We start from the raw sequence: 13,363 nt of genomic DNA, 5'->3' as shown, positions 1-13,363 counted from the left end.
ACATGGAGAGAGAATGCCCAGCTATTTGAAGGCGCCGTACGGTTCGGTCTTGGTTTCCTACACGCAGGACCTGGACGGCGGCGGAAACACCTTCGGCCGGACCTATGAGGCTTTCGTCAGGCAGCACTTCGGAAGCGTCGAGAGCGTCTTCGAGTGGTGTGCCGGGCCCGGTTTCATCGGCTTCTCGCTCCTGGCGTCCGGTCTCTGCAAGACCCTCGACCTCAGCGACGTGAATCCTGACGCCGAGCGTGCGGTTGAGGCCACCGTGCGGGAGAACAGTCTGGACGGACAGGTACGGTTCCACCTCTCCGACAGCTTCACCCAGGTCGCCGCAGGTCTCCGGTGGGACCTGATGGTCGGCAACCCGCCGCATGTCAACCAGGCCGCTCCGGCCTCGGATTACCAGCACAGTCACTCGGCGCTGATCTGGAAGGACACGGACTGGTCCATCCACCGGGACTTCTACGCCGCCGCCCCGCGTTTCCTGCGTCCCGGGGGATCGGTGGTCATCCAGGAGAACTACCGCTTCTCGCAGCCGTCGGACTTCACGGAGATGATCGAGGGCGCCGGTCTGGAGACCGTCGGCACCTTCGACTGCGGGCCCGGATTCGAGGACTACTACTTCCTGTGGTCGCGCCTGTCGGAGAGCCGTCCACCGGCGGAGAACCAGTCCCGATGAGTACCGCCGACGCGTTTCTCGACCAGTACCTGAGCACGCATCGCTTCCAACTCGGTGTGCCCACATCGTTCACGGTGTCGCCGGACGGGCAGCGCATCCTGTTCCTGCGCTCGCAGAGCGGCACCGACCCCATGTCGTGTCTCTGGCAGTTCTCCTTCGACACAGCCAGGGAAGTGCTGGTGGCAGACCCCGCACAGGCTTCCGCGGCCACGGGGGACGGTGCCGGGCCCGAGGCCGAGGCCGGAGCCGAAGCCGACGCATGGATGCGGGAGCGAACCCGTGAACGCTCCCGGGGTATCACCGGCTATGCGACCGACGCAGCCGTGTCGATGGCAGCGTTCACGGTCAACGGCCGAATCGGCACCACCCGGCTGCTCGGCACCACCCAGCCGGAGAGCGGTACGACCCGCTTCCTCGACGGTCTCCCGCCGGCCTTCGACCCGCGCCCGTCCCCCGACGGCAGGCACATCGCGTACGTGCACGCGGGCGCGTTGCGCCGCGTCGCCGCCGACGGATCGGGCGACCGGCTCGTGGCCGCGCCGGACGGCGAACACGTGACGTACGGCCTCGCGGAGCATGTGGCCGCCGAGTCGATGGAACGCCTGCGGGGCTTCTGGTGGTCGCCGGACAGCGAGAAGCTGCTGGTCGCGCGCGTGGATACGGCCAGGGTCCAACGCTGGTACATCAACGACCCCGCCCAGCCGGCCGTGCCGCCCCGGGAGATCGCGTACCCCGCGGCGGGGACCGAGAACGCCGACGTCTCCCTGTGGATATTCGGCCCGCACGGGGAACCTGTCCCCGTCATCTGGGACCGCGGGGCGTTCGAGTACGTCGTGGAGGTGAACTGGGACCGGGACGAAGAACCCCTCGTGGTCGTCCAGGACCGCGGCCAGCGCCGCATGCGCGTTCTGCGGGTCGCGGCGGACACGGGTCTGACGCGGGTCGTGCACGAGGAGACGGACGCTTCCTGGATCTCCGTCGTACGCGGCGTTCCGGCCGTCACCGCATCGGGCGCTCTGGTGTGGGTGGCCGACCGCGAGGGCACTCGCCGACTGCTGGTCGACGGCTCGCCGGTCACCCCTCCGGGGCTCCAGATCCGGGAGGTCGTCGGCACGGACGGGGACACTGTCCACTTCCGTGCCTCGCGGGAGCCGACGCGCACGCACCTGTGGAGCTGGTCGCCCTCCGCGGGACTCGTGCAGGAGACCCGGCTCCCGGGCGTGTGGAACGGGCGGGCCGGTGGCGGGACGGTCGTGTCGTACGGTCGTACGCCGGACCGCGCCGGCTGGACGGTGACTGCGCACCGACGCACCGGCTCGGCCTGCACCCTTCGCAGTCTGGCCGAGCAGCCGGTGCTCACCCCCGACGTACGGCACTTGACCGTGGGCCCCCGTGAGTTGCGGGTCGCCGTCGTCCTGCCGTCCGGGGCGGACCCGGCGCGCCGCCTGCCTGTCCTGATGGATCCCTACGCCGGGCCGTACCTCCAGCGCGTCACCGAGGAGCAGGACGGGTACCTGCTGCCGCAGTGGCTCGCGGAACAGGGCTTCGCCGTCGTCATCGTCGACGGCCGGGGCACTCCGGGCCGCGGCCCCGAGTGGGAGAGGACCATCCACGGAGACATCGCCACCCCGGTCCTTCAGGACCAGGTCGACGGCCTGCACGGGGCCGCCGACGCCCTCAAGTGCCTAGATCTCGGCAGGGTGGGCATCCGCGGCTGGTCCTACGGGGGCTTCCTTGCCGCGTTGGCCGTGCTCCGCAGGCCCGATGTCTTCCATGCCGCCGTGGCGGGTGCTCCGGTCACCGACCAGACCCTCTACGACACCCACTGGCGTGAGCGGCATCTGGGTCATCCGGAGCGTGAACCCGGCAACTACGCGCGGTCGTCGCTGCTCGAAGACGCGCCCAACCTGGTCAGGCCCCTCATGCTCATCCATGGAACGGCGGACGACAACGTGGTGAGCGCCCATACGTTCCGGCTGTCCGAAGCGCTGCTCCGGGCGGGCCGTCCGCACACCGTGCTGCCGATTCCGGGCACAGCACACATGGTCGCCGACATCGATATCCAACGGAGCCTCCTCAAGATCCAGGTGCGGTTCCTCCAGGACGCCCTCGCCGAGCGCCCCGCCACTGTGACTCGGGGGCGCGGTTGAACTTCACGGTCGACCAGAAGCAGCCGAGTACCGCGAGGCCCACGCACCAGGCGACGGCGAGCCGGCCGTTCCAGCGGACTCTCTGACGCCTGGCGGCCACCCTGCACCGTGGCGGGAACGCGTCACAGTTCCTGTAGTGCAAGGCAACCCGCACCAGTTGAGACTTCTGATCCGGTCCACGAGCCGAACCCGCCCCCTCCTGAACCTCACCAGTCAGGGGGAAGGGGGGAAACGAATGAACTGGCTCTGGATGGTCCTCATCAGTTGACAGGTGACCTGCCCGTAAGCCTCGCCCTGCACAGAGGCTGCCCCGCCCTCACCGAGGCACATCGCCGTCGCGGGTGATCAACTCATCGGCGTGGCACGCGCGTTGCCGATGCCGACCGCGTTCATGACCTGTTCGCATTGCGTATGTCGACCATCGCTCAACGGACCATATCCGGCCAATATCCCGTCAGAATGCTGACATGTACCTGGTTGGAATGACACGCTCCCCCGCAACACGCTGCACGTACAGCAACACGCTGCACGCCCGCATCGCGTCCTTTTCTGCTCCGGGCGGCCCTCCATGCCTCCCGGGCCCCCACAGATGGAGCCCGCGTGACCTCTGATATATCCCGTAAGCGTTCGACGCTCGCGATCGCCACCACCGTCGCCGCCGGAGCGCTGCTCACCGCCGGACTGACCACCGGCGCCTCCGCCCAGCCGGACAAGGACACCGAGCCGTCCGGTTCCCCCGTCGCCCTCTCGGTGCCGGCCCGCGCGGACCTCCTCCAGGACGCGAGCGTCGAGAGATCGGCGACCGCCGAGCGGATCGGCCTCGGTGCCAAGGAGAAGCTCGTCGTGCGCGACGTCGTCAAGGACGCCGACGGCACCACCCACACCCGCTACGAGCGCTCCTACGACGGCCTGCCCGTCCTCGGCGGCGACCTCGTCGTGCACACCGCCAAGAGCGGCGAACTGAAGGGCGTCACCAAGGCGACCGAGGCCACCGTCAAGGTCGCCTCCACCGACGCGAAGCTCGCCAAGGGCTCGGTCGCCAAGTCCGCCGAGTCGACCGCCGCGAAGGCGAAGACCGCGCAGGCCGACGCGCAGGCTCCGCGCAAGGTGATCTGGGCCGCCTCCGGCAAGCCCGTTCTCGCGTACGAGACGGTCGTCACCGGTGTGCAGAAGGACGGCACGCCCAGCAGGCTCCACGTCATCACGGACGCCGCGAGCGGGAAGAAGCTGTACCAATACCAGGCCATCGAGAACGGCACCGGCAACAGCCAGTACAGCGGCAAGGTCACCGTCGGCTCCAAGAAGGGCACGAGTGGCTACGAGCTGACCGACAAGACCCGAGGCGGCCACCGCACCTTCGACCTGAAGCACGCGGAGAGCGGCGCCGGCAAGCTCTTCAAGGACGCCAACGACATCTGGGGCAACGGCAAGCCTTCGAGCGCGCAGACGGCCGCCGTCGACGCCGCCTACGGTGCCCAGCTCACCTGGGACTACTACAAGTCAGTCCACGGCCGAACGGGCATCAACGGCGACGGCAAGGGCGCGACATCCCGCGTCCACTACAGCAACGGCTACGTCAACGCCTTCTGGGACGACAGTTGCTTCTGCATGACGTACGGCGACGGCGAGGGTGACAAGAAGCCCCTCACCTCGATCGATGTCGCGGCCCACGAGATGACGCACGGTGTCACCTCGGCGACCGGCAACATGGAGTACAGCGGCGAGTCCGGTGGCCTGAACGAGGCCACCTCCGACATCTTCGCCACTGCCGTGGAGTTCAAGGCCAAGAACCCCAAGGACGTCGGCGACTACCTCATCGGCGAGAAGATCGACATCAACGGCGACGGCACCCCGCTGCGTTACATGGACAAGCCGAGTAAGGACGGCGGCTCCCTGGACAAGTGGAACGCCAACGCCGGCAATGTCGACGTCCACTACTCCTCGGGCATCGCCAACCACTTCTTCTACCTGCTGTCCGAGGGCAGCGGGAAGAAGCGGATCAACGGCGTCCAGTACAACTCGCCGACCGCCGACGGCTCCAAGGTGCTGGGCATCGGACGCGGCAAGGCCGAGAAGATCTGGTTCAAGGCCCTGACGACGTACTTCACGTCGACCACCGACTACAAGGCGGCCCGTAAGGGCACGCTGCGCGCCGCGAAGGACCTGTACGGCGCGACTTCCACCGAATACAAGCGCGTGGCCGCTGCCTGGACCGGCGTCAACGTCAAGTAACCCCCGGTCGGTCATGTAAGGGGCGGCGTCCGAAAGGGACGCCGCCCCTGTCGCGTTCACCGCATCAGGCGAACCGGCGAGGTCGCCGGCAGTGGTGGGAGGTGATCCAGGACGCGGTCGGCCGCGGACCCCCGTCTGTTCGGCCTCTTTGACGAAGAGCTGCCAGCGCGACTTCTTCGCCACACGGTCAGCGACGTAGGTGCACTGGGTCACCGGAGAACGAGGGTGGTCACTGGGCTGGTTCTCGGTCCGGGAACGGTCCGGGTCTTGCGTGACGGAACATCCGGCAGGGCCACGCCCTTGACTGTCAGGCGGCGTTTCCCGCCGAGGTCGGTGCGGCGGCAGGGGCCGGGACGGTGCCCGTGTCCTCGGCGGCTGCGGCCTTCGCCGGTACCCCGATTCCGAGCTTCTGGAGGATCCTCTGCTCGATCTCGTTGGCGAGGTCGGGGTTGTCCTTGAGGAAGTTGCGGGCGTTCTCCTTGCCCTGGCCGAGCTGGTCGCCCTCGTACGTGTACCAGGCACCTGCCTTGCGGACGAAGCCGTTCTCCACGCCCATGTCGATCAGGCCGCCCTCGCGGCTGATGCCCTGGCCGTAGAGGATGTCGAACTCGGCCTGCTTGAAGGGCGGCGCGACCTTGTTCTTGACGACCTTGACGCGGGTGCGGTTGCCGACCGCGTCCGTGCCGTCCTTCAGGGTCTCGATGCGGCGGATGTCGAGACGCACGGAGGCGTAGAACTTCAGCGCGCGGCCACCGGTCGTGGTCTCCGGGGAGCCGAACATCACACCGATCTTCTCGCGGAGCTGGTTGATGAAGATCGCCGTCGTCCGCGTCTGGCTGAGCGCGCTGGTGATCTTGCGGAGTGCCTGGCTCATCAGACGGGCCTGCAGACCCATGTGGGAGTCGCCCATCTCGCCCTCGATCTCGGCGCGTGGCACCAACGCGGCGACGGAGTCGATGACGATCAAGTCGATCGCGCCGGAGCGGATCAGGATGTCGACGATCTCCAACGCCTGCTCGCCGTTGTCCGGCTGGGACAGGATGAGGTTGTCGGTGTCGACGCCGAGTTTCTTGGCGTACTCGGGGTCGAGGGCGTGCTCGGCGTCGATGAACGCCACCGAGCCGCCGGCTTTCTGCGCGTTCGCTACCGCGTGCAACGTCAGCGTCGTCTTGCCGGAGGACTCCGGCCCGTACACCTCCACCACACGGCCGCGGGGCAGACCGCCCACACCGAGCGCCACGTCCAGCGCGGTCGATCCGGTAGGGATCACCTCGATGGGCTCATTGGGCCGCTCGCCGAGGCGCATGACCGCACCCTTGCCAAATTTCCGTTCGATCTGTGCGAGCGCGGTGTCCAGCGCCTTTTCGTGGTCGGTTCCTGCCATGAGCTTTCACCCGGTCCGCTTGTGTGGCACGCCGCACGTCGGAGAACGTGGGCGTCTACTGCAGACAACGGACGTCTCGGAGATCCCAGAAAACGAACATCCGATCGATTTACGTGTCCAGTGAAAGGTACCAAACCGAGGGGGAGCGGGGCGGGTCACGCGCCGGGCCGCTCCGGACGCGGACCGCGACGCCGTCCGATTCCCCTCGGTGGACGACGGCGCCGTCGAACGTCGTCACTGCTTCCGAGAATGCCCTCCACCGGCTTCACGACGTATGAGGCCTCGCTGCGGCCGGCCTCTTCGCCGGCATGAGGGGTACTCAGGTGGCCGTGCCGATCGCGGAGTCGTAGTCACACCGTCCTGCTGTCTCTCGGTACCGGCTTGAGTCACGTTGCTGAGTCTCGTTGCCCTGTTCCCGATGACGCATCATGTGGAGCTAGGTCTCTTCCGCCGTGAGGTGGTTCAGCCGACAAGGGCGAGGACGCCCAGAGCGCTTCCGTGTTCATCGACGACAGGCAGGGCGTCGAGCCGGCGGCTGCGCATCGCGTGCTCGGCCTCGGTCATCGTGGTCACGGGTGAGGTGAACGGCCCGCGGTTGCCGAGGATGTCGCGCAGCTGGACCCGGTCGGTGTAGGCGGGGCTGTCGCGGAGTGCGGCGAGCTGGGCGTGGGTGGCCAGGCCGGTGCAGAGGCCGTCGTTGTCGCAGACGAGCAGGTGGCCGGTGCGGGCGCTGTCCATGACGGACAGGGCGACCTCGATGGTCATGTCGTCACAGACCTGTGGTGCGGCCGCGTCCATGGTGTCGGCCACCGTCCTGCGTACGGGGGTTGCATTCGCCGAGCGGGGCTGCATCTGAACCAGCGTCAAAACGTACCTCCTGCAGAGATGGGTCAGCTTCCTGATCACGAAGGTTCTAGGCCGCCGCGTCAAAGGCCGACTGCCGCACATTGGCGCGCCGAGCAGCGGAAGCGGGACTGCGTCGGCCGCGTGAGGCCACAGCGCGCTTTCGTCGCTCGGGCACCGGCGCGGTGATCGTCACGGGGATGCCGGAGGGGGTCCGGGCGCCGGTGATGCGGCTCAACTCCTCGTCTCCGGAGCGCACCTGGGCGGTCTGCGGGGTGATGCCCGCGGCGACCATCAGGCGGCTCATGTCGCGCCGCTGGCCCGGTGTGACCAGGGTGACGACGCTGCCGGACTCACCGGCGCGGGCCGTGCGGCCGCCGCGGTGGAGGTAGTCCTTGTGGTCGGTGGGCGGGTCGACGTTCACGACCAGGTCGAGGTTGTCGACGTGGATGCCGCGTGCGGCGACGTTGGTCGCCACGAGCACCGTCACATGACCGGTCTTGAAGTGGGACAGGGTGCGGGTGCGCTGCGGCTGTGACTTCCCGCCGTGCAGGGCGGCGGCGCGGACGCCGCTGCTCAGGAGGTGCTCGGTGAGGCGGTCGACGGCGTGCTTGGTGTCCAGGAACATGATCACCCGGCCGTCGCGGGCCGCGATCTCGGTGGTCGTGCGGTGCTTGTCGGCGCCGTGGACGTGCAGCACGTGGTGTTCCATCGTGGTGACCGCGCCCTGCGAGGGGTCGACGGAGTGGACGACCGGGTCGGTGAGGTAGCGGCGGACAAGCAGGTCGACGTTGCGGTCGAGGGTGGCGGAGAACAGCATCCGCTGGCCCTCGGGGCGTACCTGGTCGAGGAGCGCGGTGACCTGGGGCATGAAGCCCATGTCGGCCATCTGGTCGGCCTCGTCCAGGACGGTGATGCCGACCTGGTTCAGCCTGCAGTCTCCCCGGTCGATGAGGTCCTTGAGCCGGCCCGGCGTCGCGACGACGATCTCGGCGCCGCCGCGCAACGCGTTCACCTGCCTGCCGATCGACATGCCGCCGACGACGGTGGCCAGACGTAGCTTGACCGAGCGGGCGTAGGGGGTGAGTGCGTCGGTGACCTGCTGGGCCAGCTCACGGGTCGGCACGAGGACCAGGGCGAGCGGCTGGCGGGGTTCGGCGCGCTGTCCGGCGGTGCGGGCCAGCAGAGCCAGGCCGAAGGCGAGGGTCTTGCCGGAGCCGGTGCGCCCTCGGCCGAGTACGTCGCGGCCCGCGAGGGTGTTGGGCAGGGTCGCCCCCTGAATCGGGAACGGGACGCTCACGCCTTGGGCGGTGAGCGCGGCCAGCAGCTGCTTGGGCATGTCGAGTTCGGCGAACGCCTCGACGGCGGGCAGCGCGGGAGTGATCGTCTTCGGCGGGGCGAACTCTCCCTGGACCGCTGCGGGCCGTCGGCTGTGGCCGCCCGAGCGGCGCGGGTTCCCTGAACGGCTCGGGGCGGGCGAGCCGAAGCGGCTGCCCCGGTCCGAACGGGCGCCGGAGCCGAAAGCGGGGGCGCCGGTGCGGCTGCGGGTGCGGGAGGATCGGTCGTTCGTACGTGTGGGGTTCATTCAGAACCTTCCTTGATACGGCGCGTATCAAGGAATTCCCGCAGCGGAAGAACAGCGCGGGGAATCACAAGAACGGGCCGAAGAGAATGCGAAAGTTAATCTGGCCTGCGGTGAACCCGGGGCGGGGTGCAGGCGGCGAAATGGGCGACGTCATGTGGACGTGCAATTCAGGATGTCGAAGGAGTGCGGGGCAGACCCGATCGAGCGAGCACCCTTGGAGAAGGAGCCGCGGGCGACGGTTGCTCGGCTCCGTACGACATCACCACGGAAAATGCCCGTAGCTGGGGCCCGCACCCCGAGGGATGCGGGCCCCAGCTACGAAGTGCGCGTCGGCGTCAGGCCGGAACGATGTTCTCGGCCGTCGGGCCCTTCTGGCCTTGTGCGATGTCGAAGGTGACCTTCTGGCCTTCGAGCAACTCACGGAAGCCCTGGGCGGCGATGTTCGAGAAGTGGGCGAACACGTCAGCGCCGCCACCGTCCTGCTCGATGAAGCCGAAACCCTTGGCCGCGTTGAACCACTTCACAGTGCCTGATGCCATGTCATATCTCCTTGGGGGCAGTACGCCGGGACCCGCAATGCACGGACACCGGGTCGCTGTGATGATGCCCCGCCCGGAGAATGACCGGAAATTCAGAAACACTTCCACCGAAAGAAAGTGGCGAAGGGCTTGAAGTTTTGGGAACCACAACTGCAACTGAGGACGACAGTAGCATGCCGTTATGGGCCGCGTACGCTGAATAATTCCGCTCTCTTCGTTGCGGTAAAAACACTCCCAGTGTGGAGCGCTAAATCCTCAGCTCGCGGTCACAGATATTGATCCACCCGGAGCGCAGCGTTGCGGCGAAGTTGTCACGCTTCACGATTCGAGGGTCACGTCACGATTCGAGGGTCACGAATACTCCAGGGGCGCCGACCGGACAGACGCCAGCCTCGACGGCACGTACGGCGGCGTCGGCGCAGATCAGGGTTGCGCACCACGTCAGACCGCTGCCGGTGGGCCCGCTGATGCGATGGTCCTTCGGTGTTCGGCGTTGATGCGCTGGGCTTCTTGGAGCTGGTCTTCGAGGATGACGATGCGGCAGGCGGCCTCGATGGGGGTGCCCTGGTCGACGAGTTCGCGGGCGCGGGCGGCGATGCGCAGTTGATAGCGGGAGTAGCGGCGGTGGCCGCCCGTGGAGCGCAGTGGGGTGATGAGGCGGGCTTCGCCGATGGCGCGCAGGAAGCCCTGGGTGGTGCCGAGTATTTCGGCGGCCCGGCCCATGGTGTAGGCGGGGTAGTCGTCGTCGTCGAGACGGCCGAACGAGTCGTCTGCGGTCATCGCACCTCTCTGTGGAACGCGTGGAGGGGCCCGGGTGCCGTACTGGCACCCGGGCCCCGAAGGAACTTGCTACACCATCTGCCGGCCCTAGTGCTGCGCCGGCCTTCTGTGTCCGCACGCCCACCTGGGAGCAGATGGGGGACGCGGGGATCGCGGTTGCTTGACCGGAGACCACCTCACTATCGATGTCCTGCGGTACCCGGGCTCAAGATTCCACCCGGGCGATCCTGATGGCGCTCGGCTCCTCCGTTCTTCCCTCTGGGATCAATCACTTACCTGGCGAAACTGCGTACTACTGGTACTGCCCTACTGGTACTGCGTACTGCTGGTGATGCGAACTGCTTGATACTGGTGGTGACCTGGGTAAGCGTCACTCTTCGGCAGCCAGCCCCGTCGCCTCTCCTGCATCTGCGCTGGCTTAGAACCCCGCTGCCGAACTTCCCGGTGCGCGCGCCCGCAGCCGACGCCTTCACCAAGGTGCTGCTCACTGAACTTCACTGCTGGGTCCTGCGCACTGCACATTCGGGTACTGCTTCTGCGTTAACCGCAGTCCTGCTGAGCGGCAGCCCCTGATCACTGCGGGCCACCCGGTCCGGTCGTCAGTCCCGTCGCCGACCTGCAACCGCTCTGGCTTCGGAACTCCACCACCGCACCGTTCTGCGTACTGCACTTGCGTGTACTGCTGCCCGGCAGTTCATCTCTGCCGGGCTCTGCTGATCTCGGCTACGAGAGAAACCATAACCACACCACCATCCAATGTCTACCCTGGCCGACATAGATTTCTGTGCGCTTGCCAGAGAGATAGTCGACCGCGATCGCAGACGGGGCGCGCGGCGGCCGTACTCCAGAGGGGCCACCCGCTCCGACCGGCGGCGTTACGCCGCCCCCTCGCTCCGCGAACACCGGAGCTCCTCTGTCCGACTGCGTGGGTGTTCATCCGGCACGCTCCACTGCCGGGGCTTCGTGCGGTTGACGCGCGGCAGGCCGGGGCAGGAGGACCGGTCAGACAAGCCTGGCCACTGACGATCCAGAGACGAGGGTGACCTGATGGACACGATGAGCGTCGACGTCGCAACCGTCCGCTCGGCGGCATCCGTCGCCGGCGCACGCGAGAACACCCGGGCTTTCCTCGCGGGTCTCGTGCAGCCGGCCATCGCCGCCGAGACTGCCGAGACCGTGGTCCTGGTCGTCTCGGAGCTCGTCACCAACGCCCTGCGCCACGGCGGGGGTTCTTGCACCCTGGACCTGGCGGCGCACCCGGACAGCATCGCGGTGGCTGTGCATGACGGCAGTCCGCAGGCGCCACGCATGCGAGCCCCCGACCTGAACGGCGGCACCGGAGGGTTTGGCTGGGCCATGATCAACCACCTGGCCCGCACCACGGCGGTGACCCGTCAAAAGGTCGGCGGCAAGACCGTAAGCGCCTTTCTTGCCCGGTAGCGTCGTGGGGCGCAGGGACAGGCGCCGAGGCCGGTGAACATGAGGCGCCCCAGGGCGTGGTGGTGATCGAGGCCCTCAAGGACCGCTACACCATCGTCGCCCCCGCTCTGTCCGGCTCGGGCGCCACCACCGACACCGGCTCCCCGCTCACCGTCGACGACCTGGCCGCCCAGGTGCTGGGCGCCGTGAACGCGGCGGATCTGGACGCCTTCCACCTGGCCGGGCACTCTCTGGGGGCGACGGTCGCAGCTGCTGTCGCCGGAAAGCACCCCGAGCGGGTGCGCTCCCTGTTCCTGCACGCGGGATGGGCGGTGACCGACGCGTGGCAGGAGTTCCAGTTCGACCTGTGGCAGCGGTTGCTACGCGCGGACAAGGACCTGCTCTCGCGAGTGCTTCAGGTCACCGCGATCGGTGCCGGGACGCTCGCCGACCGCGGGATCGAGGACTTCGAGCAAGGCGTGGCCGGCTTCAACGAGCTGTTCGACGTGAAGGGCATGGCCCGCCAGTCCGAGCTGAACACCCGGGTGGACATCACCGCCGTTCGAATAGCAGGGCGCTTACGCCTGCGGGTGCCTGCCTGGGCCACGAACGGAGCACCCGCGGGTCTGGACTCAGTGGCGTGAGGCGCAGATTGCCTCGCACGTTGTAGCCGTTGATCGTCCATGGGCCGTCATCGACGCCGTGCTTGGAGTGCGACGGGAGCGGGTGACGAGGATGCCGTAGCGGAATGCTGCCCCCTTGCGATCTGACACTTACTCAACTTCAGATGGTGCGGCGGCCGATGGCGCCGTAAAGTTGTCATGCTGTTCGAGCGGCGGTTGGACCCGCTGTAGCGTCTGAAGAACATTTTCAGCGGTGAAGAGCGGAGCGGCCCATGCATAGCGCAGGCGATCGGATTGACACCTCGACGGCGCATTCGGCGCGGGTGTACGACTACATCCTGGGGGGCAAGGACCACTACCTTGTCGACGCCGAGGCGGGCGACGCCATGTGCCAGCACTGGCCGGCGCTGCCCGTGCACATGCTGGAGAACCGGCGGTTCATGCATCGCGCCGGGCGCTTCCTTGCCCAGGAACAGGGTGTCCGGCAGTTCCTCGACATCGGCACCGGCCTGCCCACAGCCCCCAACCTGCATGAGGTGGTGCAGGAGGTGGCACCGGAGTCCCGCGTGGTCTACGTCGACAACGACCCCATCGTTCTGGCTCACGCCCGCGCCCTCCTGCAGGGCTCGTCCGAGGGGGCGACCGCCTACGTTGACGCCGACATGCACGATCCGGACGCCATCCTGGACAGTCCCGAATTCCGTGCGCTGATCGATGTGAACGAGCCGGTGGGCCTGATGGTCATCGGGATTCTGCACTTCATCCTGCCGCCGGATGACCGGCGTCTGGTGCAGCGACTGCTCGAACCGTTGCCGTCGGGCAGCTTCCTGGCCATGACCATCGGCACCGCCGACTTCGCGCCCGAGGAGGTCGGCCGGGTCGCTGAGGAGTACGCCCAGCAGGGCATGCCCATGGCGCTGCGCGACCTGCCGACCGCCACCTCTCTCTTCGACGGAATGGACCTGGTCGACCCCGGAGTCGCCCAGGTCCACAAGTGGCGGCCCGGTCCCAAGCAGGACGTCATCGACGACCGGGCCATCGCCATGTACGGGGCGGTGGCCCGTAAGCCCTGACACATTGCGTCGCCCGGGGGAGTCTCTCACCCGGGCGACCCGACTGGGTGCGGCTC

At 67.8% G+C, this 13,363-nt stretch carries 11 protein-coding genes; 6 read left to right on the top strand and 5 right to left on the bottom strand.

From position 1 onward, the window contains the following. The first annotated feature begins 13 nt into the window (after positions 1 to 13). From ACFVXC_RS29265 to ACFVXC_RS29255, 3 genes are all read left to right on the top strand, one after another. Complete coding sequence (locus ACFVXC_RS29265; protein WP_389910948.1) at positions 14 to 679, top strand: methyltransferase; 666 nt, start codon at positions 14 to 16, stop codon at positions 677 to 679. Beyond that, positions 676 to 2,829 carry a prolyl oligopeptidase family serine peptidase gene (locus ACFVXC_RS29260; protein WP_389910945.1) on the top strand — a complete coding sequence of 718 codons (2,154 nt, stop codon included), beginning with the start codon at positions 676 to 678 and terminating at the stop codon, positions 2,827 to 2,829. Before ACFVXC_RS29265 ends, ACFVXC_RS29260 begins: the two co-directional genes overlap by 4 nt. 600 nt (positions 2,830 to 3,429) lie before the next feature. After that, entirely contained in the window at positions 3,430 to 5,061 is a 1,632-nt protein-coding gene (locus tag ACFVXC_RS29255; RefSeq protein ID WP_389910942.1) for a M4 family metallopeptidase, read from the top strand. Between the two features lie 307 nt (positions 5,062 to 5,368). Here ACFVXC_RS29255 and recA read toward each other — a convergent pair whose 3' ends face one another. The 5 genes from recA to ACFVXC_RS29230 all read right to left on the bottom strand — a co-directional run bounded on the left by recA (position 5,369) and on the right by ACFVXC_RS29230 (position 10,192). After that, positions 5,369 to 6,445, bottom strand: a complete 1,077-nt coding sequence (recA, locus tag ACFVXC_RS29250) for a recombinase RecA (protein WP_389910939.1) — start codon at positions 6,443 to 6,445, stop codon at positions 5,369 to 5,371. 462 nt (positions 6,446 to 6,907) lie between these two features. Continuing rightward, positions 6,908 to 7,312 carry a CBS domain-containing protein gene (locus ACFVXC_RS29245; RefSeq protein WP_389910936.1) on the bottom strand — a complete coding sequence of 135 codons (405 nt, stop codon included), beginning with the start codon at positions 7,310 to 7,312 and terminating at the stop codon, positions 6,908 to 6,910. Between the two features lie 46 nt (positions 7,313 to 7,358). Beyond that, on the bottom strand, positions 7,359 to 8,873 hold the full coding sequence (locus ACFVXC_RS29240; protein WP_389910933.1) for a DEAD/DEAH box helicase: 1,515 nt from the start codon (positions 8,871 to 8,873) through the stop codon (positions 7,359 to 7,361). A 335-nt stretch (positions 8,874 to 9,208) separates the two neighbouring features. After that, positions 9,209 to 9,412 (bottom strand): cold-shock protein, encoded by a 204-nt coding sequence (locus tag ACFVXC_RS29235; protein ID WP_030304224.1) that lies wholly within the window; start codon positions 9,410 to 9,412, stop codon positions 9,209 to 9,211. 441 nt (positions 9,413 to 9,853) lie between these two features. Further along, the gene (locus ACFVXC_RS29230; protein WP_389910930.1) at positions 9,854 to 10,192 is read right to left on the bottom strand and encodes a MerR family transcriptional regulator; all 339 of its coding nucleotides are present in this window, start codon (positions 10,190 to 10,192) and stop codon (positions 9,854 to 9,856) included. A 1,047-nt stretch (positions 10,193 to 11,239) separates the two neighbouring features. Here ACFVXC_RS29230 and ACFVXC_RS29225 point away from each other — a divergent pair. The 3 genes from ACFVXC_RS29225 to ACFVXC_RS29215 all read left to right on the top strand — a co-directional run bounded on the left by ACFVXC_RS29225 (position 11,240) and on the right by ACFVXC_RS29215 (position 13,307). Next, positions 11,240 to 11,632: an ATP-binding protein gene (locus ACFVXC_RS29225; protein ID WP_389910927.1), complete on the top strand. Its 393-nt coding sequence runs from the start codon at positions 11,240 to 11,242 to the stop codon at positions 11,630 to 11,632. Continuing rightward, positions 11,542 to 12,255: an alpha/beta fold hydrolase gene (locus ACFVXC_RS29220; protein ID WP_389911132.1), complete on the top strand. Its 714-nt coding sequence runs from the start codon at positions 11,542 to 11,544 to the stop codon at positions 12,253 to 12,255. Before ACFVXC_RS29225 ends, ACFVXC_RS29220 begins: the two co-directional genes overlap by 91 nt. Positions 12,256 to 12,506: 251 nt before the next feature. Further along, positions 12,507 to 13,307, top strand: coding sequence for an SAM-dependent methyltransferase (locus ACFVXC_RS29215; protein WP_389910924.1), 801 nt, complete (start codon positions 12,507 to 12,509; stop codon positions 13,305 to 13,307). Positions 13,308 to 13,363 lie beyond the last annotated feature (56 nt).

This window comes from Streptomyces sp. NPDC058257 (assembly GCF_042881845.1).
Lineage (GTDB): Bacteria > Actinomycetota > Actinomycetes > Streptomycetales > Streptomycetaceae > Streptomyces.
This window is presented reverse-complemented; position numbering and strand designations above follow the sequence as displayed.

Excerpts from the sequence above, each read along its gene's own strand:
- ACFVXC_RS29265 (WP_389910948.1), top strand. The coding sequence starts at position 14 with ATGCCCAGCTATTTGAAGGCGCCGTACGGTTCGGTCTTGGTTTCCTAC.
- ACFVXC_RS29260 (WP_389910945.1), top strand. The coding sequence starts at position 676 with ATGAGTACCGCCGACGCGTTTCTCGACCAGTACCTGAGCACGCATCGC.
- recA (WP_389910939.1), bottom strand. The coding sequence starts at position 6,445 with ATGGCAGGAACCGACCACGAAAAGGCGCTGGACACCGCGCTCGCACAG.
- ACFVXC_RS29240 (WP_389910933.1), bottom strand. The coding sequence starts at position 8,873 with ATGAACCCCACACGTACGAACGACCGATCCTCCCGCACCCGCAGCCGC.
- ACFVXC_RS29235 (WP_030304224.1), bottom strand. The coding sequence starts at position 9,412 with ATGGCATCAGGCACTGTGAAGTGGTTCAACGCGGCCAAGGGTTTCGGC.
- ACFVXC_RS29230 (WP_389910930.1), bottom strand. The coding sequence starts at position 10,192 with ATGACCGCAGACGACTCGTTCGGCCGTCTCGACGACGACGACTACCCC.
- ACFVXC_RS29225 (WP_389910927.1), top strand. The coding sequence starts at position 11,240 with ATGGACACGATGAGCGTCGACGTCGCAACCGTCCGCTCGGCGGCATCC.
- ACFVXC_RS29215 (WP_389910924.1), top strand. The coding sequence starts at position 12,507 with ATGCATAGCGCAGGCGATCGGATTGACACCTCGACGGCGCATTCGGCG.